General features: G+C 72.9%; 26 protein-coding genes. 11 read left to right on the top strand and 15 right to left on the bottom strand.

Features of this window, described 5'->3' with window-relative positions:
- Position 1 precedes the first annotated feature (1 nt).
- Complete coding sequence (locus tag N8J89_RS18225) at positions 2-301, bottom strand: VOC family protein (protein WP_283665559.1); 300 nt, start codon at positions 299-301, stop codon at positions 2-4.
- A 256-nt stretch (positions 302-557) separates the two neighbouring features.
- Between N8J89_RS18225 and N8J89_RS18215 the strand changes: the two genes are divergently transcribed.
- The 3 genes from N8J89_RS18215 (at position 558) to N8J89_RS18205 (ending at position 2,513) form a co-directional block, all read left to right on the top strand.
- Entirely contained in the window at positions 558-947 is a 390-nt protein-coding gene (locus N8J89_RS18215; RefSeq protein ID WP_283665558.1) for a glycine cleavage system protein H, read from the top strand.
- A gap of 131 nt (positions 948-1,078) precedes the next feature.
- The gene (locus N8J89_RS18210; protein WP_283665557.1) at positions 1,079-1,618 is read left to right on the top strand and encodes a DUF2017 family protein; all 540 of its coding nucleotides are present in this window, start codon (positions 1,079-1,081) and stop codon (positions 1,616-1,618) included.
- A 31-nt stretch (positions 1,619-1,649) separates the two neighbouring features.
- The gene (locus N8J89_RS18205) at positions 1,650-2,513 is read left to right on the top strand and encodes a methionyl-tRNA formyltransferase (protein WP_283665556.1); all 864 of its coding nucleotides are present in this window, start codon (positions 1,650-1,652) and stop codon (positions 2,511-2,513) included.
- On the opposite strand, the gene N8J89_RS18200 is transcribed toward N8J89_RS18205, so the two are convergent.
- The 4 genes from N8J89_RS18200 to N8J89_RS18185 form a co-directional block, all read right to left on the bottom strand.
- On the bottom strand, positions 2,473-4,893 hold the full coding sequence (locus tag N8J89_RS18200) for an ATP-binding protein (protein WP_283665555.1): 2,421 nt from the start codon (positions 4,891-4,893) through the stop codon (positions 2,473-2,475). The two genes, N8J89_RS18205 and N8J89_RS18200, sit on opposite strands and share 41 nt — an antisense overlap.
- A gap of 4 nt (positions 4,894-4,897) precedes the next feature.
- On the bottom strand, positions 4,898-5,506 hold the full coding sequence (locus N8J89_RS18195) for a DUF6879 family protein (protein ID WP_283665554.1): 609 nt from the start codon (positions 5,504-5,506) through the stop codon (positions 4,898-4,900).
- On the bottom strand, positions 5,499-5,771 hold the full coding sequence (locus N8J89_RS18190) for a hypothetical protein (RefSeq protein WP_252478772.1): 273 nt from the start codon (positions 5,769-5,771) through the stop codon (positions 5,499-5,501). The genes N8J89_RS18195 and N8J89_RS18190 overlap by 8 nt, the downstream gene beginning before the upstream one ends.
- 153 nt (positions 5,772-5,924) lie before the next feature.
- Positions 5,925-7,511: a PucR family transcriptional regulator gene (locus N8J89_RS18185; RefSeq protein ID WP_283665553.1), complete on the bottom strand. Its 1,587-nt coding sequence runs from the start codon at positions 7,509-7,511 to the stop codon at positions 5,925-5,927.
- Positions 7,512-7,648: 137 nt separating this feature from the next.
- Here N8J89_RS18185 and N8J89_RS18180 point away from each other — a divergent pair, with 137 nt between their 5' ends.
- Positions 7,649-9,085 (top strand): fumarylacetoacetate hydrolase family protein, encoded by a 1,437-nt coding sequence (locus N8J89_RS18180; RefSeq protein ID WP_283665552.1) that lies wholly within the window; start codon positions 7,649-7,651, stop codon positions 9,083-9,085.
- Between the two features lie 53 nt (positions 9,086-9,138).
- Here N8J89_RS18180 and N8J89_RS18175 read toward each other — a convergent pair whose 3' ends face one another.
- The gene (locus tag N8J89_RS18175) at positions 9,139-9,999 is read right to left on the bottom strand and encodes an SMP-30/gluconolactonase/LRE family protein (RefSeq protein ID WP_283665551.1); all 861 of its coding nucleotides are present in this window, start codon (positions 9,997-9,999) and stop codon (positions 9,139-9,141) included.
- A gap of 137 nt (positions 10,000-10,136) precedes the next feature.
- On the opposite strand from N8J89_RS18175, the gene N8J89_RS18170 reads away from it, so the two are divergent.
- Positions 10,137-11,021 carry a helix-turn-helix domain-containing protein gene (locus N8J89_RS18170; RefSeq protein ID WP_283665550.1) on the top strand — a complete coding sequence of 295 codons (885 nt, stop codon included), beginning with the start codon at positions 10,137-10,139 and terminating at the stop codon, positions 11,019-11,021.
- Positions 11,022-11,026: 5 nt separating this feature from the next.
- On the opposite strand, the gene N8J89_RS18165 is transcribed toward N8J89_RS18170, so the two are convergent.
- Together N8J89_RS18165 and N8J89_RS18160 are read right to left on the bottom strand one after the other, a co-directional pair.
- Positions 11,027-11,941, bottom strand: a complete 915-nt coding sequence (locus N8J89_RS18165) for a M23 family metallopeptidase (RefSeq protein ID WP_283665549.1) — start codon at positions 11,939-11,941, stop codon at positions 11,027-11,029.
- 168 nt (positions 11,942-12,109) lie between these two features.
- On the bottom strand, positions 12,110-13,270 hold the full coding sequence (locus N8J89_RS18160) for a hypothetical protein (RefSeq protein ID WP_283665548.1): 1,161 nt from the start codon (positions 13,268-13,270) through the stop codon (positions 12,110-12,112).
- 125 nt (positions 13,271-13,395) lie between these two features.
- On the opposite strand from N8J89_RS18160, the gene N8J89_RS18155 reads away from it, so the two are divergent.
- Positions 13,396-13,878 (top strand): YbaK/EbsC family protein, encoded by a 483-nt coding sequence (locus N8J89_RS18155; RefSeq protein WP_283665547.1) that lies wholly within the window; start codon positions 13,396-13,398, stop codon positions 13,876-13,878.
- Positions 13,879-13,886: 8 nt separating this feature from the next.
- Here the strand turns inward: N8J89_RS18155 and N8J89_RS18150 are convergent, their stop codons facing one another.
- Both N8J89_RS18150 and N8J89_RS18145 read right to left on the bottom strand, forming a co-directional pair.
- On the bottom strand, positions 13,887-14,504 hold the full coding sequence (locus N8J89_RS18150) for a maleylpyruvate isomerase family mycothiol-dependent enzyme (protein ID WP_283665546.1): 618 nt from the start codon (positions 14,502-14,504) through the stop codon (positions 13,887-13,889).
- Positions 14,505-14,598: 94 nt separating this feature from the next.
- Positions 14,599-15,189 carry a TetR/AcrR family transcriptional regulator gene (locus tag N8J89_RS18145; RefSeq protein ID WP_283665545.1) on the bottom strand — a complete coding sequence of 197 codons (591 nt, stop codon included), beginning with the start codon at positions 15,187-15,189 and terminating at the stop codon, positions 14,599-14,601.
- Between the two features lie 96 nt (positions 15,190-15,285).
- On the opposite strand from N8J89_RS18145, the gene N8J89_RS18140 reads away from it, so the two are divergent.
- From N8J89_RS18140 to N8J89_RS18130, 3 genes are read left to right on the top strand one after another with little or no spacing between them, the layout of a single operon-like run.
- Positions 15,286-16,251, top strand: a complete 966-nt coding sequence (locus tag N8J89_RS18140; RefSeq protein ID WP_283665544.1) for an SDR family oxidoreductase — start codon at positions 15,286-15,288, stop codon at positions 16,249-16,251.
- Between the two features lie 32 nt (positions 16,252-16,283).
- Positions 16,284-17,105 (top strand): AraC family transcriptional regulator, encoded by an 822-nt coding sequence (locus N8J89_RS18135; protein ID WP_283665543.1) that lies wholly within the window; start codon positions 16,284-16,286, stop codon positions 17,103-17,105.
- Between the two features lie 41 nt (positions 17,106-17,146).
- Positions 17,147-18,511 (top strand): pyridoxal phosphate-dependent decarboxylase family protein, encoded by a 1,365-nt coding sequence (locus N8J89_RS18130; protein WP_283665542.1) that lies wholly within the window; start codon positions 17,147-17,149, stop codon positions 18,509-18,511.
- On the opposite strand, the gene N8J89_RS18125 is transcribed toward N8J89_RS18130, so the two are convergent.
- Together N8J89_RS18125 and N8J89_RS18120 are read right to left on the bottom strand one after the other, a co-directional pair.
- Complete coding sequence (locus N8J89_RS18125; RefSeq protein WP_283665541.1) at positions 18,486-19,106, bottom strand: class I SAM-dependent methyltransferase; 621 nt, start codon at positions 19,104-19,106, stop codon at positions 18,486-18,488. The two genes, N8J89_RS18130 and N8J89_RS18125, sit on opposite strands and share 26 nt — an antisense overlap.
- 9 nt (positions 19,107-19,115) lie before the next feature.
- Positions 19,116-20,924, bottom strand: a complete 1,809-nt coding sequence (locus tag N8J89_RS18120; protein ID WP_283665540.1) for an AMP-dependent synthetase/ligase — start codon at positions 20,922-20,924, stop codon at positions 19,116-19,118.
- 98 nt (positions 20,925-21,022) lie between these two features.
- On the opposite strand from N8J89_RS18120, the gene N8J89_RS18115 reads away from it, so the two are divergent.
- On the top strand, positions 21,023-22,264 hold the full coding sequence (locus tag N8J89_RS18115) for a PucR family transcriptional regulator (protein WP_283665539.1): 1,242 nt from the start codon (positions 21,023-21,025) through the stop codon (positions 22,262-22,264).
- Here the strand turns inward: N8J89_RS18115 and N8J89_RS18110 are convergent.
- Together N8J89_RS18110 and N8J89_RS18105 are read right to left on the bottom strand one after the other, a co-directional pair.
- Positions 22,251-23,174, bottom strand: coding sequence for an esterase/lipase family protein (locus N8J89_RS18110; protein ID WP_283665538.1), 924 nt, complete (start codon positions 23,172-23,174; stop codon positions 22,251-22,253). The genes N8J89_RS18115 and N8J89_RS18110 overlap by 14 nt on opposite strands.
- Entirely contained in the window at positions 23,174-24,004 is an 831-nt protein-coding gene (locus N8J89_RS18105; protein WP_283665537.1) for an SGNH/GDSL hydrolase family protein, read from the bottom strand. Before N8J89_RS18105 ends, N8J89_RS18110 begins: the two co-directional genes overlap by 1 nt.
- 240 nt (positions 24,005-24,244) lie before the next feature.
- On the opposite strand from N8J89_RS18105, the gene N8J89_RS18100 reads away from it, so the two are divergent.
- Positions 24,245-24,565 carry a hypothetical protein gene (locus N8J89_RS18100; RefSeq protein WP_283665536.1) on the top strand — a complete coding sequence of 107 codons (321 nt, stop codon included), beginning with the start codon at positions 24,245-24,247 and terminating at the stop codon, positions 24,563-24,565.
- On the opposite strand, the gene N8J89_RS18095 is transcribed toward N8J89_RS18100, so the two are convergent.
- A complete protein-coding gene (locus N8J89_RS18095; protein WP_283665535.1) occupies positions 24,525-25,913 on the bottom strand; it encodes a PepSY-associated TM helix domain-containing protein in 1,389 nt (462 codons plus the stop codon). The genes N8J89_RS18100 and N8J89_RS18095 overlap by 41 nt on opposite strands.
- Positions 25,914-25,939: the final 26 nt, after the last annotated feature.

Genomic DNA, 25,939 nt, shown 5'->3' with positions numbered 1-25,939 from the left:
CTCAGGCACGCTGCCACAGCCAGTACTGGATGCCCTGGTTGTCGGCGCACTCCGCGGTGAGCCCGCCCCAGGCGCGGGCGAGCCGCCCCGGCTCGAACCGCCAGCCGAAGACGCTGCCGTAGAACTCCTTCGCGGCCGGTTCGACCGAGGTCACCGTCCACAGGTGGCCGAACGGGTCCCGGACGATGGTGGCTCCCACCGGCTGCCCGCCGTGTTCGACGAGCCGGCTGATCAGACCGTCCACATCGGACTCGCCGATGCGCAGTGCGGCGCCGGGACCACCTTCCGCCGACCGGTCCACCGAGAGCCGCGAACCGCGGATCCGGGGCGGGCGGACGCGCCGGGCAGGCCGTCCAGGTAGCGCAAGGTCAGCGCGGCCCGGTGCTGGGCGCTGGGCCGCGCCAGCACCCACTTGACGTCCAGCGCGTCCAGCTCGGTCTCCCACGGATCGGTCCGGTCGACGGTCTCCTGGTCTCCGTCGGGTGGTCACCAGACTTTTTTCGGGTCATCCCGGTCTCGGCTCAAGATGTGGCCGGGATCGGTCGATCCCTACCGGTATGGCCGCGTCCACTGACTTCCAGGCGGTGCACTTCACCTCGGACCACAACTGGGTCCGCTTCGACGGCGGCACCGCGCGGATCGGCCTCACCGCGTGCTTGGCCGAACGGCTCACCGGTCTGCGCCAGCTGACCCTGCCCGAGCCCGGCGCCCTGGTGCGCCAACGAGATCCGTGCGGTCTGCTGGCCACCCGCCACTGGTGCGGGGACCTGTTCGCCCCGGTGACCGGCACGGTGACCGCGGTCAACCACCTCGTGCTCGACCGGCCTGGCCTCATCCGGCAGGAGCCCTACGGCGCGGGCTGGCTGTTCGAGGTGCGCGTGACCACGGTGCCCGGTCGGCTGCTCGACGGCCTCGGCTACCTCGAACTGACCAGCCAACACGGCTGAGGCGGGCGACCCCGCGCGGCGCGGTGTCCGCGCGGGCGAGATTTCCGGCACCCGGCTCCCTTCACTCCGGGCCGACAACCCGTACGGGTAACGTCCAGCGGTACTGACCATGGCCGACGGGGGTGGAACGGGTGATCCGCTGGGGACGCGCTGGCGGCCGTTTCGTCGGCATCACCCAGCCGCAGCGCATCCGCTGGCTGCACGCCCGTCTGATCCTGTTGCGCGAACTGGTGGACCGCCGCACCGCCGAGTACTCCACCGACTACCCCCTCGGCGACCGGCTCGGCCTGCCCATGCCCTGCGCCCCGCCCGCGGACCCGGCCATGGCCACCCTGCTGCGCACCGGCCTGCTCGACCCGGACGAGCCGCCGGAGATCCAGCTCTGGCACGAACCGGAGTTCCTCGCCTGGCTCCAGGACGGCATCACCGCCACCCTGGCCACGCTGGAGGACCAGTACGGGTTGATCACGGTGGCGGTGGACCCGGACGCGGTGCGGCAGTGGAGCTCGGTGCTGCTGAACCTGCGGATCGCCTACGCCGCGGCCCGCACCCCGGAACTGCTCACCGCCGGGGAGCTGCCGGATCCGTCCGATGACCGGCGGCTGGCCTATGCGCACGCGGCCTGGTTGTGGGACGCGGTGAACACCCTGCACGCCTTCGCGGTCAGCTGATCCTCCAGCCGGGAGTGCGAGCATGGGTGGTGTGGACGCGCCACTGCGAATCGTTCTCGTCTCCTTTTCCGCCGACCGGTTCGCCGCCCTGCACGAAACCTGTGCGCGCGGCGGCCACGCCCCGGTCGCCTACGCCTACTCACGTTCCCTCAAACCCGGGACTCCCACCGATCCGGGCAGCGCGAAAGTGGTCGCGGAAATCACCGACGCGCTGCCGCCGGACATGGATCTCATTCTCCCGGGCAGTGCCCAGGGACTGGCGAAAAGCATCGCCGGTCACCGTGCGGACCTTCTTGTTGTTTACGGTTTCTCTTGGAAAATTACCGCCGCGGTACGCAAGATGACCCGACTGGGCGCACTCAACATCCATCCGTCGCTACTCCCGCGCTATCGCGGTCCCGCGCCACTGCTGCACGCCATCCGGAATGGCGACCCCGATTTCGGGCTGACCGTGCACTGGATGGACGAGGGCTTCGACACCGGGCCGGTGCTGGCCAGCCAGGGCGGCATTCCGCTGGCGGAGGAGGTGACCGCGGCCGGTCTGTGGCAGCTGACCCGGCCCGTGCTGACCAGGCTGCTCGCCACCGCGCTGGACCGGGTGGTCGCGGGGCATCCCGGGGAGCCGCAGCAGGAGGCCAGAGCTTCCTACGCCGGGCCGCTGGGTCCGGACTTCGGCGAGGTCGACTGGTCGGACACCGCGGCCGCCATCCACAACCAGGTGCGCACCCACCGGTTCATGGGGCCTGGGCGCGGTCCGGTGGCCGAAGTGGACGGAGTGCGGATCCGGTTGCTGCGCACCAGTCTGACGCCTGCCGAGGGTCTCCGGGTGCGGTGCGCGGACGCGCCGATCTGGATCACCGAGTCCGTTCCGGCCACTGAGCCAGCCGCGCCCTGATCCCCTCGCGCAACACCGCCGCGCGCTGGTCACCGAAGCGGTCCAGAGTGGTCAGCGCGTCCGTCCACAGCGGAACGGGATCGCCGGGCGGGTCGGTCTCGGCGTGCGCGTCGGCCAGGTTGGCCAGCGTGACGGCCAGCTGCCAGTGCTCGCCCAGTCTGCGCTGGGTGACCGCGGCGACCTGGTGGAAGCGCACCGCCTCGGCCGGTCGGCCCAGCGCGCGGTAGGCCTCGCCGGTGGCGTTGAGCGCGACCGCCTCCCGGGCCTGGTCGCCGAGCTGGCGCTGGATGGTCACGGCGTGCTGACAGGAGGTCAGGGCGAGCTCGGCGGCGCTCTCGGCCACCTGGAGGCGGGCCAGCTCGACCAGCCAGTGCGCCTCCCACGCCTGGTTGTCCGCCTGCCGCGCGATCTCCAGGGCCTCCTCGATCGCGGTCCTGGCCTCGGCGAGCCGTCCGCGTTCCCGGTGCGCCCTGGCCAGCAGGTGCAGCGCGTTGCCCCGGCTCACCTGGTCGCCGAGCTCGGCGTAGACGGCGAGCGCCGTGGTCAGGTGGTCGGCGGCCTGGTCGAGGTCGCCTTCTTCCAGGCAGGCGTCGCCGAGGTTGCCGCGCAGCACCGCGGCCCAGCGCCGCTCGCCCAGTCCTTCGAACGCGGCGAGCCCGCGCTCGAACCGCGACCTGGCCTCGGTCAGCCGTCGCTGACGCAGGGCCAGCAGGCCAAGGGAGTTGATCGACCGGGCCGCGCCGTGTTCGTCGCCGGAGTTCCGCCGCAGGTCAAGTGCGGCGCGGTGGCAGTCCGCGCTCTCGGCCAGCCGTCCGCTCTGCAGGTAGGCCACGCCGAGGCTGGTCAGGGTTTCGGCCTCACCTGCCTGGTCGCCGAGGCGCCTGGCCGCGTCCAGGCCGGTCCGCGCGGTGTCGATCCAGTCGTCGAACATGTTGCGGTGCTGGTAGAACTCGCGCAGCAGCGCGGCCAGCCGCCAGGCCGGTCCTGGCAGGCCGTGGTCGGCGGCGAGCCGGGTCATCGCCACCAGCGCGGCGCGCTCCTCGGCGAACCAGCGCAGGGCGTCCGCTTCGGTGGCGAACCGCGGCGACGGAGTGGTCAGCGCCTGCTCGGGCAGCGGCTCCCGCGCGGCGAACGGGGTCAGCACGGCGACCGCGGCATCGGCGGTGCGCAGGTACCACAGGCACAGCCGGGTCAGCGCGGCCAGCCGGGTCGCCTCGCTCTCCATCCGCTGCGCCTGGTCGGTGGCGTAGGCGCGGAGCAGGTCGTGGAAGCGGTACCGGTCCCCGGGGCCCTGTTCGATCAGGTGCGCGCCGGCCAGCACGTCCAGCAGCCGACGGGCCGGGGCCAGCTCCGTCCCGGCCAGCGCGGCCGCCGCCGCGTCGCTGAACTCCCCGGCCGGGCACAGCCCCAGCAGCCGGAACAGCCGGGCCGCCGCCGCCCCGAGCGCCCGGTAGGACCAGGCGAAGACGGTCCGCACGGCATCGGCCTCCTCGTCGTTGTCCGCGGTCAGCGCGTCCCACAGCCCGGACTCGTCCCTGAGGTCGTCGATCAGCTCGGCCAGCCGCCGGTGCGGACGGCTGGCCGCGCGTTCGGCGGCGATGCGCAGCGCCAGCGGCAACCGGGCGCACAGCCGGGCCAGCTCAGCCAGCTCGGCGGCCTCGTCCTCGGCCCGGTAGCCCGCGGTGACCTTGCGCAGCAACGAGACCGCGTCGGCCTCGCGCAGCACGTCCACCGGCACCCGCCAGGCCCCGTCCCTGGCCACCAGCCCGGACAGCCTGCTCCGGCTGGTGACCACCACCAGGCTGGCCGCGGTGCCCGGCAGCAGCGGCCGGACCTGGGCCGGGGTGGCCGCGTTGTCCAGCAGCACCAGCACCCGCTGGTCGGACAGCAGCGACCGGTACAGCGCGGCGCGGTCCTCCACCCCGGCCGGGATGCCGGTGACCGGAACGCCCAGCGCGCGCAGGAACCGGTCCAGCGCCTGTCCCGCGGTCACCGGCGGACCGGGGTCGTAGCCGCACAGGTTCACGTACAGCTGGCCGTCCGGGAACCGCTCGCGCACCCGGTGCGCCCAGTGCAGCGCCAGCGAGGTCTTGCCCACGCCCGCGGTGCCGGTGAGCACCAGCAGCCCGGCCGCGGCGGGCTCATCCGGGTCACCGGTGAGGATCTGGGTGAGCCGGTCCAGCTCCGGCTGCCGGTTGACGAAGCCGCGCACCTCGCCCGGCAGCTGACGGGGCATGGGCCCGGCGGGCCGGAGCGGGCCGTGGAAGTGCACACCGCCGTGCACCGCGCCGGCCTGCACCACCTCCGCGGCCGGACCGGACAGCTCGGCCCGGTTCGCCGGCCGTGCCCGGTCCTGCTCCTCCGGCCCGCCGTGGCTCACCGGGTCATCCTCCGCACGGCGCCCGGTGCCGGGCGACCTCCCGGTCGAAGAAGGCCGCCAGCTCCTCCCCGGTGTCGTACAGCTCCTGGATCAGCCGCTGGCAGCGCCGGATCAGGTCGCGGTCGGTGAACCGCCTGCCACCGGCCAGCCTGCCCTGGTCGTAGACCGCCTCGTACATCACCTCCGCGCCCACGGTGAAGACCTCCGGCAACGGCCCGGCCTGCTCGAGGTGCTCGACCTGCTCCGGCCCGACCACCCGGATCGCGGCCCCGCAAGCGGCCCGCAGCCGCAGCACGTGCAGCTCCCAGCGCAGGTAGGGCGTCAGCGGCAGCTCCACCACCCGGACCCGCCAGTACCGCGACCCACGGGCCGCGGCCCGCCGGTAGTAGTCCAGGAACCCGTCCCGTTGCCGCGCCACCAGCCGCAGCGCCTCGGCCCAGTCGCCGCGGTCGAAGGCGACCCAGCTGTCGTTGTCCGGTTCGGCGAAGCTCTGCTGCCGTTCCAGCTTCCAGAAACCCGGCGGCCCGATCCGAACCATGTCCCGTTCGGAGAACCGGTTGAACTCCGCCGGCGTCAGCTCGGCGCAGCGTGCGCCGGCGAGCAGGTCACGCATCGGGGATATCCCCCTTCGCGGCCAGCATGGTAATCCGCGGAATGACCACGAGCCGCTCATCCTCCGCAATGGACACTCCGGCCGGCAACCGTGACCGGTGCGCTTCGGTGAGGTCCCGGCCGATCACCGCGACATCACCGTTGTCCAGTTCCCAGATGTCCGGACAACTGTTCTCCCCACTGGTCGTGCCGAGGTCTCCCGGTGACCTTCCCCATCTCCGGTTCAACACGGCCGCCGGATCAGCTTCCCACCTGCGTTGTGGCATGCCACATCCCCCTCTTGGAAAAAATTCACGACAACACGCAAATTGTCGCACGGAATCGCTGCACTCATTGGGGGGAGTCTGTGGACCGAAAGCAGTAATCGCCGATCGCATGCAGTTATTAACTGACTTACAATTGCCAATTTGACGGTGATTTCACTCCGTGTGGGTCTCGCGGCCGCGTCCGGGTGGATCATCGGCGGTCAGTTCCAGCCACAGGGTCAGGCGCAGTTCCGGGTCGGCCAGGTCCAGCTCGAAGAGCTCCTCGGCGCGGCGCAGGCGCTGGCGGACGGTGTTCTGGTGCAGGTGCAGGGTTTCCGCGACCGCGCTGATGTCGCCTGCGGCGCGCAGGTAGGTGAGCAGGGTGCGGGCGTAGTCGGCGCCGCCGCGCTCATCGTGGGCGCGGATGCGCTCGGCCAGGCCGGTGCGCAGGTCGGGGCGGGTGCGGACCAAGGTGGTCAGGCGGTGCAGCACGAGCTGGGTGCGCACCGAGTCCAGCTCGACCAGGCCGGTGATCTCGTTGTCCCGCAAGTGGTCCAGCGCGGCGTCGGCGTCGGCGCGCTGGGCGGGCAGCTGGGCCGGAGTGGTCACCGCGGGGCCCAGCACCGCGCGCGCCGGGGTGCGCAGGCCGACCCCGGCGCGGTCGAGCAGCTGCCTGGCGAAGATGGTGGCCTGGGCGTGGCTGCCGGGCAGCAGCAGGTACAGCCGGTCCCGGGCCACGGTCGCGGCGATCTCGATACCGAGAGCGCGCCCGGCCAGCACAGCCAGGTCGACCAGCTGGCTGCCGGTGAGCCTGCGCTGGATCGGGTCGGCGGCCACCGGCGGGGCCAGCGCGAGCAGGTGCGCGGGCAGCTCGAGCCCAGCGGTCTGGCCCGCGCCCTCCAGGGCCGAGCCCAGGACCGCGTTGCGGCGGTCCTGGTCGGCGTCGGCCTGGCGGCGCAGCCGCACCAGGTGCAGCGCGGCCAGTTTCGCGGCCTCGTGCAACGCGGGCGCGCACCGGGACAGGTCGGCGTCGTCCTCCACCGCGACCCAGATCGAGCCCAGCACCTCCGGACCCGCCCGGATGACCAGGCCGAAGCGCACCATGTCGCCGGGCCTGGCCAGCCGGACCGGTTCCCGGCTGTTCCACACCTCGGCCAGCAGGTGGTAGGGCAGGGCGTCCTCGGGCACCCGGCGGAGCAGGATGCCGCGCCGCCGGGTCTCGTCGATGCGCTGGCCGTCCAGGCTGGAGTAGGCCAGGATCACGTGGTCGGTGTCCATGATCGCCACCGCGCCGCCCGCCAGGGCCGCGGTGGCGTTGGCCAGCGCGAACAGGTCGCCGGTGGGCACCGTGGCCAGTGGCGGGCCGAGGCCGGCCGCGCTGGCCGGTCCGAAGCGCAGCACCGCGCCGCAGAGCACCTGCAACCGCGGCCAGGGCATCTCCGCGGCCGCGTCCAGCACCGCGAGCCCGGCCTGCTCGGCCACCGCGCGCACCTCCGCCAGCGGCAGGCCCCTGCTCTTGATCACCAACGCCGCCGCCTGCCCGGCCGCGGCCCGCCGGATCGCCACGCTCAGCCCGTCCTGGCCCGGCGACAGTCCGATACCCAGCAGCAGCGCGGCGTGTTCGACCGGGGCCGGGTCGGCGATGTCCAGCAACTCGGGCGCGCTGACCGGGTGGTCCAGGCCCCGCGGCGCGCACACCACGCTGAGCACGGCCGGGCCCAGCACCTCGACCAACTCGGCGAGTGTGACGCGGGCAGTCATGCCGTCTCCCGGCGCGGATGTCGGATCCGCCATTGGTTGCTTGGTGAAGTATGGCGAGTCCGCCATTGCCCGGCGTCCTGCCGGAGTAGGAAGCTGCGGGGACCCCTGCACTCACCGCCATGAGGAAGGGACCGCCCATGTCCGCTGCCGACCCTCCGCTACCCCCGCGCCCCGGCAAGGTCATCGCGGTCCGGCTCAACCACCACGGCCGCGCGGCGGAGCTCGGCGGCGCGCCCGCGCACCCCGCCTACTACCTCAAACCGGCCACCTCGCTGACCGGGCAGGATGCGGTGGTGCTGCGGCCGCAGGGTTGCGCGGCCTTGGGCGCGGCGGCGCAGATCGCGCTGGTGATCGGCAGACCCGCCCGCCGGGTCACCGAGGCCGAGGCCCTCGACCACATCGGCTGGCTCACCCCGGCCCTGGACCTCACCGTGTTCGACCTGCAAGCCGCCGACGAGGGATCAGCCCTGCGCAGCAACGGTTCCGACCGCTCCACCCCACTAGGACAGTCCTTTGTGGACGCACGAACGACCGACGTGTCCGACCTGGAACTCACCTGCCACGTCAACGGTGAGCTGGTGCAGCGCGCCACCGCCGCCGAGCTGATCTTCGATTTCGCTTACCTGGTAGCAGATCTCTCCCGCACCCTCACCCTGGAACCCGGTGACCTCATCCTCACCGGCACCCCGGCAGGCGCCCCGCTGGTCGACCCCGGCGACCGGATCGAGGTCACCCTCACCGGCTGCCCACCACTGCGCACCCGGATCGACCAGGACCCCGAACCCCTTGGCGTGCCAGGCGCGCAGCCCGCCTCCGGCGACCGGGAACGCCTGGCCGCACACGGCCCCGGCGGCCCGCCGCTCACCCCGGAGACCGCCGCCCGCTTCCGCGAGGTCCGCACCGCCACGGTCGCCGCGCAGCTGCGCCAGCACGGCATCACCAACCACCTCATCACCGGCGTCCAACCCACCCGGGCCGACCTCCGCCTGGTCGGCGTGGCCCGCACCCTGCGCTGCCTGCCCCTGCGCGAGGACATCTGGCGCCTGGACGCCACCGGCCTGGACCACCGCTCCCGCACCGTCGAACAGCTCGCCCCCGGCGAGGTCCTGGTCGTCGACGCCCGCCAGGACCCCGGCGCGGGCACCCTGGAGGACATCCTGGCCCTGCGCGCCCACCACCGCGGGGCCGCGGGCATCGTCACCGACGGCCCGCTGGTCGACCCGGACTCCTTCACCGGGCTGCCGCTGCCGGTGTACCACCGCGGCGGTCACCCGGCCGGGCTGGAGACCCGGCACCTGCCGTGGGAGTCGCAGGTGGCGGTGGCCTGTGGCGGGGTGCTGGTGCGGCCGGGGGACGTGCTGGTCGGGGACGCGGAGGGGTTGGTGGTGGTGCCCGCGGAGCTGGCGGCGGAGGTGGCGCGGGAGGCGGTGGAGCGGGAGGCGCGGGAGGAGTTCGTGCGCGAACAGGTCGGCGACGGAGCCGGGCTGGCTGGGCTGTACCCGATGAACACGGTGTGGGCCGGGCGGTTCCGCGCGGCCAGCGGGTCGGGCGTGCTGCCGGAGAGCCGCGGCTAGCGGCGCGCGGCCGGAACGCCATCTGGTCCGCAAGTGAGCCACCGCAGCCGGGTTCAACCGCGGCCCGGCCACCCCGCCCCCGGCACCGCCACCGAGGTGGTCAGCACCTGCCCGGTCCGAGGCCCGCCGAACGGATCCTCCGGGTTCCACCGCGCCGCCATCACGAACAGCGTCCGCCCATCCGCCCCGCCGAGCGCGCACGCGAACGGGTTGCGGTCCAGTTCGATGGTGCGCACCACCTCGCCGCCCTCGCGGACCAGCGCGCAGTCGTGGTCGGTGAGCGAGGTCCAGATCGCGCCGTCGGCGTCCATGGTGATGCCGTCCGGGCCGACGCCTTCGGCCCAGATCCTGCGGTTGGTCAGGGTGCCGTCTTCGGTGATGTCGAAGGCGGTGAGCCGGCCGGCGAAGGACTCGGCGACGACCAGGGTGGAGTTGTCCTGGCTGACCACCATGCCGTTGCCGAACTCGATGCCCTCGGCCACCTGCCGCACCGCGCCGTCCGGGGTGACCAGGGCGATGACGCCGGGGATGAACTCCGCTCTCCCCTCCAGGAAACCGAGGAAGTCGAAGTCGCTGCCGTTGACGTAGGTGTTGCCCCGGCCGTCCACCACCAGCTCGTTCCAGCCCGCGGCCAGTGGGCGCAGGTCAGCGTGGGTGACCAGTGAGCCGTCGGGTTCCCGGCGCTGCAACAGGCCCTGGTAGCCCTCGCCGCGGGGCACGATCAGCAGCCGGCCGTCCGGTAGCCAGTCGATGGAGTGCGGCACGATCTCCGGGTCGTGCATGATCACCTCGGCCCGGCCGGCCGGGTCCACCGCGACGATCTCGTCCGCGCCCCAGTGGCAGAACCACAGCCTGCCCTGGTGCCAGCGCGGTGACTCCCCCACCGCGAGCCCGTCCAGCAACACCGTCGTCATGGGACCTCCCTCGTCCTGGCTTCGCCCCTTACACGAACGACCGTTAGCCGGATCGACGCAAAACCGCCAACCAGTCCGGTCACCCCCTGATCCTGTCGCACACTGGCCGGGGGCCACCCGAACCTGAGGAATGCGGCATGTCTGTCTTCAGTGACGCCCTGCGCGCCGCGATCACCGCCCGTGGCCTGACCCTGGAACGCCTCCGCCACCACCTCCGGCTACAGGACGTGCGGGTCAGCGTGGCCACGCTGAGCTACTGGCAGCGTGGCGCCTGCCGGCCGGAACGACCAGGCTCGCTGCGTGCGGTGCTCGTGCTGGAGGACATCCTCGGCCTGCCGCGTGGTCAGCTGATCACCCTGCTGGGGCCGCGCCGGCCGCGCGGGCGGTGGCTGGACCACGTGCCGGGGTCACTGCCGCTGGAACGGGTCTGCCCGGTGCACGCGGGGGTGCGCAGGCTGCTGGCGCGGATCCAGGACCGCACCGACGGCGGGCTGGGGCTGCTGAGCCACCACGACCGGATCGTGCTCGGCCCTGACCGGGAGGAGCTGGCCATCCAGGGGCAGGTGGTGCTGGTGGCGCGGCGGGACGGGGTGGACCGGCACATCGCGGTCTACCACAGCGAGGCGCCGGTGCTGCCGGACATCCGGCTGGCCCGGCAGTGCCGGATCGGGCGGGTGCGCGAGGACCGGGCGAACGGGCTCACCGCGGTCGAGCTGATCTTCGAGCGCAGGCTGGCCGCCGGGGAGACCTACGTGCTGGAGTACGAGCTGGCCTACAGCGCGGGCGGGCCGAAACCCACCGACTACCACCGGGGTGTGCGCTTCCCGATCCGCAGCTACCTGTTGCAGATCCAGTTCGACCCGGCCGCGCTGCCCGCCCGCTGCTTCCGGATCTGGCAGCCCGACATCGGCACCCCGTGGACCGACCTGGCCGAGCTGCCGCTGACCCGGTGGGGCGCCACGCACCTGGTGCAGGCCGACGCGCCACCGGGCTGTCACGGCATCCGCTGGGAATGGGAGTGAACGGCTCAGCCGGGGTCGTCGGGGCCGTAGTTGGTCAGCTGCTGCCCGACGTTGCGCCGCACCGTCTGATGGGTGGCGTAGCCGCTGTAGGCGCGGCTGCCCTCGCGGAAGGTCCAGCCGCCGATGGTCAGGCCGTTGAGCGCGGTCCACGCGGTGCCCTTCTTCACCGCGTAGTGCACGTGGTTGCTGCCCGCCGAGCCGCCGCAGGGGATGCGGGTGCTGGTCAGGCCCAGGTAGTCGCCGAGCTTGATCGGCGCGCCGTCGGGCTTGATCTCATCGAGCAGGTGGTAGTACTCGGTGGTCCAGCCGTTGTCGTGGATGATCCGGATGTGCCCGCCGTTGCGGCACATCCAGTACGCCCGCCCGCTCTGCCCGGCCAGCACGCGCCGGTCGCCGCCGTTGAGGTCCACCGAGCTCCACGGCCGCGGCTGGCCGCTCCAGCCGTGCGGGCCGCCGATCATCGTCCAGGAGACCCCGGTCGGATAGGGCAGGGCGAGGCCGGTGGGCGCGGCGGCGTTGTGCGCGTTGGCCGCGAAGGTCTCCTTTTCTCCCAATGACAGCACGGACTCCGGGGCGCGGGCGGCCAGTGCGGCGAACCCGGCTCCGGTGTCGAGTGCGATCTGCCAGCCGTTCCCGGTGCGCCGGCCCAGGAACAGCCAGGCATCCGGCGCGGCCCCGTGCACCGGGGGCGCGGTGAGCACGCCGGAGCCGAACACCCAGTCGCCGTCACGCCGCCGCACGTCGACCTCGACGCTCCGGCCCTGGGCGGCCAGTCCGGTCGCGGTGGTGGCCCGTTCGGTCAGCATCGCCTGTGCCACCGCGGGTTCTGCCGCGGCGGCGGGTTCGGCGGCCGCGGGCGGGGTCAGGCCCACCGCGAGCAGTGCCGCCAAGGCGGCCGCCGTCCTGCGCAGTCTTGCCATCGTTGTCGTCCTCTCGAACCACAAGCAGGGAATGGTCCAAGCCCAGGCTCACCAGCGGCGGCGCGCCCCGTCAACGACACCGGTCAGTTCCCTGGAGGCGACGGTCAAAGCTCTGAACGCGGCGGCGGATCCGCCCTGCTCACCACGATTTCCTCACCGCGGGGCCGGTCAAGACTCTGATGGTTCACCCCGCAGTCCGGACCGCAGTCCGTCCCACAGCACCCGCTTGACCTCGCTCAGGTCCGCCCCCGCCGCGGCCTCCTCGACCACCCGGTTGAGCGACTCCCACAGCACGCCGGTCTCCTCGTAGCCGATGAACCCGATCCCGTTGTCCAGCCTGCGGAAGGCCGCGCCGTAGGCCTGCCCGAGCTCGGTCAGCCGGTCCGTCCCGGCCTGGTCGGCCAGCGCGGCCAGCACCGCCTCCCTGGTGGACCGGTACTGGACCAGGCAGCGCTGGTAGGTGTACTGGTCGAGCTCGGCGCGGCCTTCCCAGTCCCGCAACGGGTTGTCCCGGTTGGCCGCGAACCACTCCGGCGCCATGGCCCGGCCGATGCGCAGGTCGACCCCGTGCCGCACCTCGCCCTGCCAGGCCGCGGCCACGGCCTCGGCGTAGTCGATCGGCACCCGGTCCAGGGACAGCCATTCCAGCGCGGACAGCTCGCCGGGCAGCAGGCGGTCGGCCGCGGTCGGCCCGGACAGGTCGGTGATGGTCAGGTGGCGCAGTGAACGCAGCCGGTTCAGGCTGGCCGGGTGGACCAGCCTGCCCAGGTCGCCGACCAGGATCAGGCTGGTGAGCAACGGAAACCGGGTGACCAGCCGGGCGCAGTCCAGCTCCTCGATCTCCCCGACGGTCAGCTCCCGCACCACCGGGTCGGGTTCGCCGTCGAGCATCGGCGCCAGGTCCTCGGCCAGGCAGTTGACCCAGCTGTCCTGGTAGGGCCAGTGCGCGCCGTGCCTGCGCCGCCCCAGGTCCAGCCCGAGTGTCCACATCGGACACTCGTTGACCACCGGCCCGGCCGGCAGCACCGCGGTCGAGCCGATCACCTTGTGACTGCGCGGCAGCACCCACGGCAACCGGCTGTGCACCAGCTGCCTCGCCCCCAGCGGTGGCGACGGCGTCATGGTGGCCGGCTTGAGCTCCGGCCCCAGGTCGGCCACTGAGCAGGGCTCCGGGCCGGACCAGTCCAGCTCCAGGACCGCGACGGTCCGGGTGGCCCGCTCCACCCGGGTGATCTGGGCGGCGGTCCACTCGCCAAGGTGCTCCGAGTAGGCCGCCACCACGTCCCCGCGCGCGATCGGCCGCGGCGGCCGATCCTCCGTGCTGCTCATCGCCCAGACCCTAAGAACACCGCCTGACACTCGGCTAACGCGCGCTCCACAGTGGATCCGGCGAAACTCGGTTCCACCGACCGGTCCGGCGACACTAACCTCCGCGGCGAACGGAAGGGGTTGTCATGCAGGAGGCCGTGCGCAGGGTGGAGACCGCGTTGAGCGTGCTGGCGCGGGAGATCAAGATCGTCACCCTGCCCGAGGACGTGCCCACCGCCGCGGCCGCCGCGGCACTGGTCGGCTGCCCGGTGGGCGCGGTGGCCAACAGCCTCATCTTCACCGGCGACCGGGGACCGGTGCTGATCGTCAGCAGCGGCGCGAACCGGGTCGACCTGCGCAAGGCCGCCGCGGAGCTCGGCGTGGCCAAGCTCAGGCGGGCCGACCCCGAGGTGGTGCTGGCGGCCACCGGCCAGCCGGTGGGCGGGGTCGCCCCGATCGGCCACCCCGCCCCGCTGCCCACGCTGATCGACGCCGCACTGGCCGGCTACCCGGAGCTGTGGGCCGGTGGCGGGGCCAGGCACACCCTGTTCGCCACTACCTTCACCGAGCTGGTGCAGCTGACCGGCGGCACCCCGGCGGACGTCCGCAAGCAGCCCGCTCAGCAGTAGCCGCGCGGTCAGACCCGCTGGGCCAGCAGCGGCACCCCGGGACCGGACAGCTCGTCGAGCGCGTGCCCCCGCCCGGACACGGCCATCAGCAGCGCCTCACCCGGTCCGCGCACCTCAGGCCCGGACCCCCGGGTGAAGTCCAGGTCAGCAGCCACCAGGCGAAGACCGCGGACCCGGCTGAAGGCGCCGAGCGGCGGTGCCAGCAGCGCCAGCCGCAGCGCGGTGCGCAGCCGCTCGGCCGGGATCTCGCGGGGCAGGCCGAGCGGGCGGCGGATGTCCTGCTGGTGGATCAGCCCGTCCACCAGCGCGATCATGCCGCCGAAGGCCGCGGTCAGCCCGCGCGGCCGCCGATGGGTGCGCAGCAGGCCGACCAGTTCCGCCGGGCTGTTGACCGAGTACTCGGTCACGCCGAGCTGGTTGGTCCGGGCCAGGGAGAACCGGCCGCGGGCCAGCCGCCGGAAGGAGCCCGCGAAGCCGGCGTCGTCGTAGCTGATCACGTGCGCGACCAGCTCGCGGGTGGTCCAGCCGGAGCACAGGGTCTGCGCGGCCCACTGCTCGGGGGTCAGGGTGTCCAGGAAGTCGGCGAACTCGGCGCGCTCCTGGATCGCCAACGTCATCACCGTCATGCCGCAGGACCCTAGTAGGGCTTTGTCAGGTGTCGTTGCCCTGGTGCGTGCCGGCCGGAACGGGTTGCCGGCAGGTGTGGCAGTGGCCAGTCGATCACCGGGCGACCGGGCGAGCGGGCGGCACCCCGGTCAGCCCGCGCAGCTCGGCCAACAGTTCCAGCTCGATCTCCGCGAGCGAGCGCTCCTCGCCCTCGCGGATCCACTGGGCGAACGCGATGCCGAACACCATGCCTGCCGACTGCCCGGCCAGAGTCGCCGCCGGTTCCGCGACGCCCCGTGCGCGCAGCGCCTCGGCGATCGTCGACGCCAGCACCGACATCTTGTGCCGCTCCCGCTCCTGCAGGGCCGGGTTCTGGTCGATCACCGACTGCCGCAGCCGGGAGTCTTCGCGACGGTCGCCGGGGAAGAACCCGGCCGCCGATTCCAGGGCGGTGGCGATCAGCTCCATCGGCGTCGCGCCTTCCGGCGCAGCCGCGATGCCACCGAGGATCGCCTCGGTCAGCTGCTCCTGCCCGCTGAAGATCACCTCGCGCTTGTCGCTGAAGTGGCGGAAGAAGGTTCTCTCGGTGAGACCGACGGATCGGGCGATCTCGGCGGCCGTCGTCTGCTCGTAGCCGCGACTGGCGAACAGCTCGAAGGCCGCGGACTGCAGTCGCGCGCTCGTGCCGGGCTGCCATCGGGCCATGACGCCAAGTGTATGTGATGGCAGCGACTGACTTCGCGTGTACAGTGATGTCAGTGACCGACATCAGTCACTGACATCACGGGGAAGGAACCCATCATGCAGGTATTCGTCACCGGGGCATCCGGCTGGATCGGCTCCGCCGCCGTCGACGAGCTGCTCGCCGACGGCCACGCCGTCACCGCCCTCGCCCGGTCCGACGCGGCGGCGTCGGCGCTGGAGGCCAAGGGCATTCGCGTGCAGCGCGGCGATCTGGAGGACCTCCCCGGTCTCCGTCGTGGCGCGGAGGCCGCCGATGCAGTGCTGCACTTCGCGAACAACGATCGGTCAACCCCGGCCGCGCCGGACGCGGCCGAACGGGCCGCCGTGCAGACCATCGGGGAGGCGCTCGCCGGAAGCAACCGCCCATTCCTGCTCGCGTCGGGGGTCGCCGGACTGGTCAGCGGCCGCCCGGCCACCGAGGACGACCCGTCTCCGCACCACGGCCCCGACACGATGCGGGGTGGCTCCGAGAACCTCGCGCTCGGGTTCGTCGAGCGCGGGGTCCACACGGTCAGCCTGCGGTTCTCACCGACCGTCCACGGCGCCTTCGACCGCGGGTTCATCTCCACCATCGCCGCGGTCGCGCGGGAGCGCGGCGTCTCCGGCTACCCGGGTGACGGCACCAACCGCTGGGCCGCCGTCCACCGCTCCGACGCCGCGCGGCTCGTCGCCCGCGCACTGGCCAAGGCCCCGGCCGGTGCGCGGGTCCACGCGGTCGCCGAGGAGGGCGTGCCGACCCGCGAGATCGCCGAGGCGCTCGGCCGGGCGCTGGACCTGCCTGTCGCCTCGATCGCGCCCGACGACGTCGCGGGCCACTTCGGCTGGATCGGCGGGTTCTTCGGCATGGACCTGGCCGCGACCAGCACGGCGACGCAACGCCTGCTCGGCTGGATGCCGACCGGCCCCACCCTCGTCGAGGACATCGACGCCGGCGGCCTGAGGCCGCCACCTTGCCGCGCGGCACCGGCTGATCACCCGCTGGGCCGCTCACGGGGTGGACGCCCCCAGCTCAACGACACCTAACAAAGCCCTGCCGGGCGACGTACGGTGGCGGGGTGGCGACGGCCGAGCCCGCGCGGTACTGGCGGCATCCGAGCGTGCCCGGGCTGGACCTGCTGGCCGCCCGGTACCGCAGGCACGCCTTCACCCGGCACAGCCACGACACCTACGCCATCGGCGTGGTGCGGCGCGGCGCCGAGGTGCTGCACGCGGGCGCCGGCGCGCTGGTGATCGGCGCGGGCGGCAGCGTGTGCGTGCACCCCGGCGAGGTGCACAGCGGACAGGCCGCCGACGAGCAGGGCTGGGCCTACCGCGTGCTCTACCCCTCGGTCGAGCTGGTGTCGGCGGTCGTGCGGGAGCTCGGCGGCCCCACCGGCACCCCGGCCTTCCAGCGCGATCCCAGCTACGACCGGGACATCGCCGGGGCGCTGCTGGCCGCGCACCGGGCCGCCGAGCACGAGGCCCACCTCAGCTCGGAAACCCTGCTGTACCAGGCGATCCAGCTGTTCTGGCAGCGGCGGGGCACTCAGCCGCGGGAGCAGTCGCCGGTCCGGGCGGACCTGCGCGGGCTGGAGCGGGCGCGGCAGGTGCTGCTGGCGCGGATGGCCCGGCCGCCGAGCCTGGACGAGCTGGCCGCCGAGGTCGGCCTGGGGCGGTTCGCGCTGCTGCGCGGGTTCCGCGAGCGGTTCGGCCTGCCGCCGCACGCCTACCTCAACCAGGAACGGGTGCGGCGCAGCCGGGCGTTGCTGGAGGCGGGCAGCCGACCGGCCGAGACCGCCGCCGAGGTCGGGTTTGTCGACCAGGCGCACCTGTCCCGGCACTTCCGGCGGATCGTCGGGGTCGCGCCGGGCGGCTACCTGCGCGGCCGGGCGCAATAACGTACAAGACCGGGCCGCCACGCGGTTCCTAGGGTGCGCCCATGTCTTGGGACCCCTGCCCCGCGGAGCTGGCCGCGATGCTGACCGCCACCGGCGATCTGACCACCGAGTTCCTCGCCGGACTGCCCTCGGCGCCCGCCTCGGCCACGACGGAGCCAAAACCGTTCGACCCACCGGCCGAGGAACCGGGTGAGTTCGCCGAGCTGCTGTCGGTCTTCCGCACCGCGGCGGCCAACGCGGTGGAGACCGCCGGACCGGGCTACCTGGCCTACTTCCCCGCTGGCGGACTGGTTTCCGCGGCGATCGGCGAGTTCCTGGCCACCGTGGTCAACCGGTTCACCGGGGTCAGCTCGATGGCGCCGGACCTGGTCGCGCTGGAGGACAGCGTGCTCCAGTGGCTGTGCCGGGAGTTCGGCCTGCCCGCCGCCGCGGGCGGACTGATCACCACCGGCGGGTCGCCGGCCACCCTGTCCGCGCTGGTCGCGGCCCGGCACGACCGGCTCGGTCCCGGGCACGAGCGGGGCACGCTCTACGTCACCGAGCACACCCACCTCAGCGTGGCCAAGGCCGCGCTGATCGCCGGGCTGCGCGCCGAGCAGGTGCGGGTGGTGCCGGTGACCGCCGAGCACCGGATGGACCCGGCCGCCGCCGAGGAGATGGTCCGCGCCGACCTCGCCGCGGGCCACCGGCCGTTCCTGCTGGCAGGCACCGCGGGCAGCACCAGCACCGGCACCATCGACCCGCTGCCGGAGCTGGCCGCGCTGGCCGGGCGGCACGGCCTGTGGTTCCACGTCGACGCGGCCTACGGCGGCGGCTTCCAGCTCACCGCACGCGGCCGGGAACGCCTGCGCGGCATCGAGCTGGCCGACTCCATCACCTTCGACCCGCACAAGGCGATGTTCCTGCCCTACGGCACCGGCGTCCTGCTGGTCCGCGACCCGGCCGCGCTGCGCGCCGCGCACACGGTCGAGGCCAGCTACCTCCAGGACCTCCAGCGTGACCCGTGGCCGCCGGACTTCTGCGACCTCGGCCCCGAGCTGACCAGGGAGTTCCGCGGCCTGCGGCTGTGGCTGCCGCTGCACCTGCACGGAGCTGGCGCGTTCCGCCGCGCGCTGACGGAGAAGCTGGACCTGGCCGAGCTGGTGCACCGCGAGCTGTCCGCACTGTCCGAAGTGGACGTTCCGGTGCGCCCGGACCTGACGGTGAACGTTTTCGCGCTGCGGCACGGATCGGATGCGGACAACCAGCGGTTGCTCGCCCGGATCAACGCCACCCAACGGGTCTTCCTGTCCAGCACCCGGTTGGACGGCCGGTTCCTGCTGCGGCTGTGCGTGCTCAGCCACCGCACGGACGCCGACCGGGTGGCCGAGGCGGTCGAGATCATCCGGTCGGCGGTGCGGGAGTGACCGCGGGTTTGGTCCACACCAGGGAGTACCGGCGGAGCAGGTGCCTGCGGTAGCGCACGCCGGGCAGCAGCCGTTGCGCGGTGGCCCGCACCTGCCCGTAGCTCAAGGTTGGCTGTGCGCCCGGCATGCCGTCCGGGCCGTGCGCGCGGCGAAGTCGCTTCACCGTCCACACCACCGGGGTGGCCGCGACCGCGAACGCCCGCTCGGCCGGGGTCACCGAGCGGGCGAGTGCGACCACGACCAGGGTGCCGCCGGGGCACAGCAGGTCGCGCAGCCGGATGAGGGCCTGCGTCAGATCCACGTGGTGGACGGTGGCCACCGAGCAGATGAAGTCGTAGCCCGCCAACGGAAGTTCCGCCGCAAGGAAGTCGCCCTCGATGAAGTCGAGATCCGGGTGGCCGCCGGAGAGCTCGCGGGCCAGCGCGATCATCCTCGGTGAGCTGTCCACTCCGGTGACCCGCTCGGCCCTGCCGGTCAGTTTCCGGGCGAGCAGCCCGTCGCCACAGCCGACGTCCAGGGCCTGGCGGCAACCCTCGGGGACCGCGCGCAGGATGTCCGGATGCCGGGCGACATTGGTGTTCCAGTAGGGCGACACCCGGCCAGCCTAGGCGTACAGGCCCGCCACGTCCTCGGCGAAGTCCTGCATGATCACCGCGCGGCGCAGCTTCAGCGACGGGGTGAGGTGGCCGGTCTCCGGGGTGAACTCCGCGGGCAGCACCCGGAACCGGCGCACCGACTCCGCGGTGGAGACGGCCTGGTTGCCGGAGTCGATGGCCTGCTGGACCTCCGCGCGCAGGTCGGGGTCATCCGCGAGCTCGGCCACGGTGGCGGTTTCCGGTTTGCCCGCACGGGTCTTCCACTGCGGGAAGTGCTCCTGGTCGATGGTGATCAGGGCGGCGATGTACTTCTGCGCGTCGCCGACGACCACGGCGTGCGCGATCAGCGGGTGCGCGGTGATCCGGTCCTCGATCACCGCGGGCGCGACGTTCTTGCCGCCGCTGGTCACCAGGATCTCCTTCTTGCGCCCGGTGATCCGCAGGAAACCGTCCTCGTCCAGCTCGCCGAGGTCGCCGGTGGCGAACCAGTCCTGGGCCGGGAACGCCTGTGCGGTGGCGGTTTCGTCGTGCCAGTAGCCGGGGAAGACCACGCCGCCCTTGATGAGCACCTCGCCGTCCTCGCTGATCCGGATGGAGGTGCCGGGCACCGGGCGGCCGACCGTGCCGGGCCGGTAGGCGTCCAGGGAGTTGAGGGTGGCGGCCGCGGTGGTCTCGGTGAGGCCGTAGCCCTCGAACACGGTCAGGCCGATGCCGCGGTAGAAGTGGGTCAGCCGCGCGCCGAGCGGGGCGCCGCCGGAGATCGCGTACCGGCAGCGGCCGCCGAACGCGGCACGCAGCTTGCGGTAGACCAGCCGGTCGAACAGCGCGTGCCGGATTCTCAGGCCCAGACCGGGTTTCTCCGCTTCGGAGTAGGCGATGGCGGTGGCCACCGCGGTGTCGAACAGGCGGCCCCGGCCCGCGGCGTGCGCCTTGTGCGCGGCGGTGTTGTAGACCTTCTCCAGCACATACGGCACGGACAGCACGAAGGTCGGCCGGAACGCGGCCAGGTCGGGCAGCAGGGTCTTGATGTCGCCACTGTGGCCCAGGACCGCGCCGGAGAGCACCGCGCCCAGCTGCACCATCCGGCCGAAGACGTGCGCCAGCGGCAGGAACAACAGGGTCGAGGCGCCCTCCCCCGCTACGCCCTCGAACATCGGGCGCAGCAGCTCGAAGGCGCCGCCGGCCTCGGCGAAGCAGTTGGCGTGGGTGAGCACGCAGCCCTTGGGGCGGCCGGTGGTGCCGGAGGTGTAGATGATCGTCGCGACGTCCGCCGGGTCGACCAGGCGCCGCCGCCGGACCACCTCGGTTGCCGCCACCCGCTCCCCCGCGGCGACCAGCTCGGCCACCGCGCCCGGCGTGGTGGCATCGGGCTCGATCCGCCACAGGCAGCCCAGCTCCGGCAGCTCCGGGCGCAGGCCGTTGACCACGGCCTCGTGCTCGGCGGTCTCCACCAGCACCGCCGCCGCGCCGGAGTCGGCCAGGATCCACTGGATCTGCTCGGCGGAGGAGGTGACGTAGACGGGCACCGGCACCGCGCCCACCGCCCACAGCGCGAAGTCCAGCAGCGTCCACTCGTACCGGGTGGCCGACAGCAGGCCGACCCGGTCCCCGGCGGCGATGCCGCTGGCCAGCAAACCCCTGGCCACCGCGGTCACCTGCTCGGCGAACTCCCCCGCGGTGACCGGGACCCAGCGCCCGTCGACCTTGCGGCGAAATGCCTCCCGGCCGGGTTCGGCGGCGGCGTTGCCGTAGACCAGCTCCACCACTCCGCCGTGGGCTGGAACCGGATACCGCGGGGCGGCGGTGAACTCGCGCATTCCGTGCTCCCTCGACTCTGAGTGACGGCAATGTCATGATGAATCACGAACGGTCGGAGGCGACATGGGTGTTGTCCCAGAGATTGGCGCGGCTCGTTGTGACGGATAACAAAGCGCCTGACCTGGTGGTGGGCGGTCGGCCACTGCACGAGCGCTTCACCGAGTCCCTGCCCGAGCTGGTCGGACGGGTGCTGGCCGAGGTCACCGCCAGGGTGCCCGCCTACGGCCTGCTGCCCGAGGAGGAGCTGGCCGGGGACATCCACCAGGTCATCGAGCAGACCCTGCGCTCCTTCATCGCCCTCCTGCGCACCCGGAAGCTGCCCACCCGCGCCGAGCTGGGCTTCCTGCGCGAGTCCGCGGCTCGCCGCGCCGAGGAGGGCATCCCGGTGGACGTGGTGCTCACCGCGTACCACATCGGCGTGCAGGTCATGTGGGACTCGCTGCGCCCGGACGCCCGGCCGGCGGAGATCGCGGACGTGATGACCGTCAACGACCTCGCCCTGCGCTACCTGGAGCTGGTCACCCCCGCGGTCGGCGCGGGCTACCTGGACGCCCGGCAGACCGCCTTCGACGACGACCACACCGCCCGGCACACCCTGCTCTCCGCGCTGCTCACCGGCACCGCCGCCGAGGCGGCCGCGGACCAGGCCGGGGTGCGGCTGCCGCCCTGCTACCTGGTGCTCACCATCGCGGTGGCCGCGCACCCCGACGAGAGCGGCCCCGGCGTCGACCCGACCATCGCCGCCCGGCGCAAGCTGCGGCGGCTGCGGGCCGAGCTGGACCGGCAGCTGCGCGGCCCGGTGCTCTCCGCGCTGACCCCCGAGGGCGGCACCGTGCTGCTGCCCAGCCCTGCCTCCCGCGAGGAGCTGACCGCCCGCGACTGGACCTGGCTGCACCGGGTGGTGGCCGAGCTGAGCCAGGCCGCGGGCGCGGAGATCACCGCGGGGGTGGTGGCCGCCGAACCGGCCGGGGTCGCCGAGGCCGCCGCGGTGGCCAGGGAGGTGCTGGAGGTGGCTGTCCGCTTCGGCCGCCCGCCAGGGGTCTACCGCCTGGAAGACCTGCTGCTGGAGTACCAGCTCTCCCGGCCCAGTCCCGCCCTGGACCAGCTCGCCGCGGTGCTGAAACCGTTGTCCGCCAACGAGGAGCTGGTGCAGACCCTGGAGGTGTTCCTGCGCGCCGGTGGCAGGCGGGCGGCGGCAGGCGAGCTGCACGTGCACCCCAACACGGTGGACTACCGGCTGCGCAAGATCTACGAGCTGACCGGCCTGGACGCCACCAGCACCAGGGACATCGGCCTGATCCGGGCCGCGCTGGCCGCGCGGGCGGCTACCCGCCGATGATCGGCCACACCGGCCGCGAGCAGTCCGGCCGCCGCGCGGTGGCCGGGTCGAGCGCGTTGAGCACCTCGCGCAGCGCCACGTGGTCGAAGGCCAGCGCCAGGTGCTCGCCGAAGTCGTTGCGGCACAGCTCTTGCACCAGGATGTTGGTCGAGCCGGGGCCGTGCAGGAACTGGGACTCGTACGGGGTCACCACCGCGTCGTGGCGGCTGGCGATGGTGGTGTAGCGAACCCCGGGCACGGTGTCCGGCGAGGAGTTCAGCCGCTTGATGAACTCCGAGCCGCGAAGTTGTTGCAGTGCGGCGGGATCGGCCTTGTTGACGAACCTCGCCAGTCCGGGCAGCACCCGCAGCACGGTCCTGATCCACTCGTCCAGGCCCAGCGCGGAGGAGCCGTGGCTGGTCGGCGCGAGGCCGATCACGTTGTGTGTCTTGGCCGCGCCGCCGTGGAACTTCACGTAGTACTGGGCCAGGGTGCCGCCGAGGGAGTGCCCGACGAAGTCCACCTCGGCCGCGCCGGTGGCGGCCAGCACCCGGTCCACAAAGGACTCCAGCTCGCCCGCCGAGGCCGGGATGTCCCCGGTGCCACCGATCTGCCCGGCGTGCAGGCCGCCGTAGTTGAGCGCGAACACGCAGTACCCGTTGTTCTTCAGCAGCGGGGACAGGGTGTGCCAGTTGATCCGCATGTTCACGTGCGTGCCGTGCAGCAGCACCACCGGACGCGGCCGGGTGGCACTGCGGCAGGACCAGTCGTTCGCCCCGGGCGGCGCGGAACCCGGGTGCGCCAACGAGGCGGCGACCGCGAGCGGGGAGTGGTAGGCCACCGGCAGCTCCCGTGCGGCCGCCGCTGGTCCGGCCAGGGCGGCCAGCAGCGCGCCGACCAGCGCGGTCAGCGTCCAGCTCCGGCGGCCCATCAGCGGGCCGCTGCCGCGACGGCCTTGCCGAAGGCGGCCATGCCGCGGGCGTTGGGGTGCAGCGGCGCGGCCGGGCTGGTCGGGATCAGGCCCTCCAGGTAGCGCTGGGCCGGGGCGGCGCAGATGTCGTGGCCCACGGTGATCGCGGCGAAGTCGACGTAGGTGGCGCCGCGCTGCTGGGCCTGGGTGCGGGCGGCCGCGCTGATCCGGTTCATCACGCTCTGCAGGTAGCGCCCGTCCTTGGCCCACACCGGCTGCACCGGGTGGCAGCCCTCGGGCCGGATGTAGGTGCCGTAGCCGGTGACCAGGATCTTGGCCTTGGGTGCCCGCTTGCGGATCTCGTCGAGGGCCGCGCCGAACTTCGGCGCCCAGGCGTCCACCGCGGCGGCGAGCTGGTCCTTGCCACCGGCGGTGAGCCGGTCGGCGCAGGAGAGTCCGGCGGGCTCCGGCAACAGGTTGAGGCAACTCAGCGCCTGCTGGAACAAGCCGGAGTCGTTGGCGCCGATGGTGACCGAGACCAAATCGGTGCTCGGCCGCAGCGCGTCGAACTGCGCCGGAATGAACCCGAACCGCTTACCGGCGAAATCCGCGGTGACCGCGCCGGAACAGGACACATCGCGCAGGCTCGCGCCCAGTTCCCTGGCCGCCACCGCCGGGTAGTTGCGGTCCGAGCGCAGGCACAGCAGGTTGATGTTCTGGTGCGGGATCAGCGGTCCGGCCGCCGCCGAGTCCCCCATGGCCACGTACTCCAGCGAATCCGCCTGCGCGGCCGGCCCCATCAGCATCGCGGCCGCCGTCATCGCCAGACCAGCCGCGAACCGTCCACGCATCCGCATTCGAACCTCCGGGTCAACACGCCAAATGAACTCCTCATATGGTGGAGGCAGCACGCTGGAGCCGGGGTGGCGAATTTTCCAGAGTTCCCCGGATCGGGTTGTGATCGGACACAAAAGCGCCGTTACCTAGGCAGGGCGCGGCCGGTCGCGGTGGTCCGGGTGAAGCCCGGCCACGGTCGAGTTGTGCGACGCGCGGCCGGTTTCACCTCGTCCCCGGCGACCCACCACAAAGGTATGAACGACAACCTGACGACACTGTGGATCCGCACCGGCGAGTGGCTGGTGCGGGCCGACCAGGTCGCCGCGGTCGGCATCGAGGAGGTCTTCCACGTCGGCGGCCGCTACAGCGTGCGGATCCGGCTGACCGGGGTGCCGATCAGTGGTGACTTCCACGAGCTGTACCGCTGCGCCGACCAGGAACAGGCCCGCGCCTGCGCGGCCGCGGTGGTGGAACGCCTCGCCGGGTGGCGGCACGGGTACGGCACCCTCTACGTCAACTCCTCCGGCGAGGTGGTCACCGTCCGCCCGGTGCCGGAGATCGCCGAGAGCGCCTGAAGGCCAGCAGCAGGTCCACCGCGAGGAAGCCCAGCAGGGACACCCCGAACACCGGCAACTGCCAGGCCAGCACCCCGCCGCCGAGCACCATCGCGGCCAGCGCCACTGGGTGCAGGGCCCGCCAGCCGCCGCGCGGGAACGGGCGGCCCAGCGCGAAGCGGTCCCTGGTCGGCCTGCGGTGCCACCACATCCGGTAGCCCCACAGGATCATCGCGATCAGCACCAGGCACACCACGGCCAGCAGGATCTGGTTGGGCAGGCCGAAGAGCACGCCCATGTGCCCGTCGATGCCCCACCTGGCCAGCTTGGCGCCCAACGGGAAGTCCTGGAACCGCAGGGTCTCCACCACCCGCGCGCTGGCCGGGTCGACGGCCGCGGCGTCCTGCTTCTGCGGCCAGCTGCCCTTGATCTGCTTGACCAGGTAGGCCTTGCCCGCGCCGGAAGGCAGGGTGATCTCCACCGGACCGTCCAAACCGGACTGACGGGCCGCGGCCAGCACCCGGTCCGGTCCCGCGTCCGGTCCGGTGTGCCCGCTGTGCTGCTGGTGCGCCCCGTGCGCGGAGTGCTCGGACAGGCTGGTGGACAGCGTGGGCGTCTGCCAGGACAACGCCTTGCGCAGCTCGGTGATGCTCTCCCCGCCGTACTGCGACCAGGTCAGCCCGGTCACCGACAGGAACAGCAGCACCAGCGCGATCCAGGTGCCCAGCACCGCGTGCCAGGACAACAGCCCGCGCCTGCCCCGGATCCGCCGGTCCACCAGCACCATCCGCCTGCGGCGGCCGCGTTGTCGTTGCCACCACAGCACCAGGCCGCCGAGCACCACCAGCCACAGCCAGCTGGCCGCCAGCTCGCTGTACAACCGGCCGACATCGCCCAGGTGCAGGCCGCGGTGCAGCTCGTCGATCCAGGTGCGCACCGGGGTGGCCTGGCTGGAGCCGTAGGTCTCCAGGGTGCCGCGCACCTGGGCGGTGTAGGGGTCGACGTAGGCGGTGAGCCAGTGGCTGGGCGCGAGATCGGCCCGGCTGAAGATCATCTGGGTGCTGTCGGTCTCGGTGGCGCCCGGCCGGACCCGCACCAGGGTCGCCTCGGGCAGGGCCAGTTTCGCGGCGGCGATCTGCTCCTCGAGTGACTGGGGCGAACCGGTTGGGGTGACGAAGAGTTCGTGCTCGTAGACCGCGCGTTCCAGCTGCGGGGTGAACACGTAGAGCAGTCCGGTCAGGGCGGCCACGAGCAGGAACGGGCCGATGAGGATTCCGGCGTAGAAGTGCAGGCGCAGCAGCAGGGGACGCGCCGAGCGGGACTGGCCGACGGGCCGGGTCTCGCGCCGGGCGCTGAGCAGGTTGGTCATCCGGCTTCCTTAATCGTGGAAGGGAG

The organism is Crossiella sp. CA-258035 (genome assembly GCF_030064675.1).
In the GTDB taxonomy this organism is placed as follows: Bacteria; Actinomycetota; Actinomycetes; order Mycobacteriales; family Pseudonocardiaceae; genus Crossiella.
The sequence above is the reverse complement of the archived record's forward strand: the minus strand, read 5'-3'. Positions and strand labels throughout refer to the sequence as shown.

Coding starts and splice junctions, on each gene's coding strand:
- N8J89_RS18215 (WP_283665558.1), top strand. CDS start 558: ATGGCCGCGTCCACTGACTTCCAGGCGGTGCACTTCACCTCGGACCAC.
- N8J89_RS18195 (WP_283665554.1), bottom strand. CDS start 5,506: ATGCGTGACCTGCTCGCCGGCGCACGCTGCGCCGAGCTGACGCCGGCG.
- N8J89_RS18190 (WP_252478772.1), bottom strand. CDS start 5,771: ATGCCACAACGCAGGTGGGAAGCTGATCCGGCGGCCGTGTTGAACCGG.
- N8J89_RS18185 (WP_283665553.1), bottom strand. CDS start 7,511: ATGACTGCCCGCGTCACACTCGCCGAGTTGGTCGAGGTGCTGGGCCCG.
- N8J89_RS18180 (WP_283665552.1), top strand. CDS start 7,649: ATGTCCGCTGCCGACCCTCCGCTACCCCCGCGCCCCGGCAAGGTCATC.
- N8J89_RS18175 (WP_283665551.1), bottom strand. CDS start 9,999: ATGACGACGGTGTTGCTGGACGGGCTCGCGGTGGGGGAGTCACCGCGC.
- N8J89_RS18170 (WP_283665550.1), top strand. CDS start 10,137: ATGTCTGTCTTCAGTGACGCCCTGCGCGCCGCGATCACCGCCCGTGGC.
- N8J89_RS18165 (WP_283665549.1), bottom strand. CDS start 11,941: ATGGCAAGACTGCGCAGGACGGCGGCCGCCTTGGCGGCACTGCTCGCG.
- N8J89_RS18160 (WP_283665548.1), bottom strand. CDS start 13,270: ATGAGCAGCACGGAGGATCGGCCGCCGCGGCCGATCGCGCGCGGGGAC.
- N8J89_RS18155 (WP_283665547.1), top strand. CDS start 13,396: ATGCAGGAGGCCGTGCGCAGGGTGGAGACCGCGTTGAGCGTGCTGGCG.
- N8J89_RS18150 (WP_283665546.1), bottom strand. CDS start 14,504: ATGACGGTGATGACGTTGGCGATCCAGGAGCGCGCCGAGTTCGCCGAC.
- N8J89_RS18145 (WP_283665545.1), bottom strand. CDS start 15,189: ATGGCCCGATGGCAGCCCGGCACGAGCGCGCGACTGCAGTCCGCGGCC.
- N8J89_RS18140 (WP_283665544.1), top strand. CDS start 15,286: ATGCAGGTATTCGTCACCGGGGCATCCGGCTGGATCGGCTCCGCCGCC.
- N8J89_RS18130 (WP_283665542.1), top strand. CDS start 17,147: ATGTCTTGGGACCCCTGCCCCGCGGAGCTGGCCGCGATGCTGACCGCC.
- N8J89_RS18120 (WP_283665540.1), bottom strand. CDS start 20,924: ATGCGCGAGTTCACCGCCGCCCCGCGGTATCCGGTTCCAGCCCACGGC.
- N8J89_RS18110 (WP_283665538.1), bottom strand. CDS start 23,174: ATGGGCCGCCGGAGCTGGACGCTGACCGCGCTGGTCGGCGCGCTGCTG.
- N8J89_RS18105 (WP_283665537.1), bottom strand. CDS start 24,004: ATGCGTGGACGGTTCGCGGCTGGTCTGGCGATGACGGCGGCCGCGATG.
- N8J89_RS18100 (WP_283665536.1), top strand. CDS start 24,245: ATGAACGACAACCTGACGACACTGTGGATCCGCACCGGCGAGTGGCTG.
- N8J89_RS18095 (WP_283665535.1), bottom strand. CDS start 25,913: ATGACCAACCTGCTCAGCGCCCGGCGCGAGACCCGGCCCGTCGGCCAG.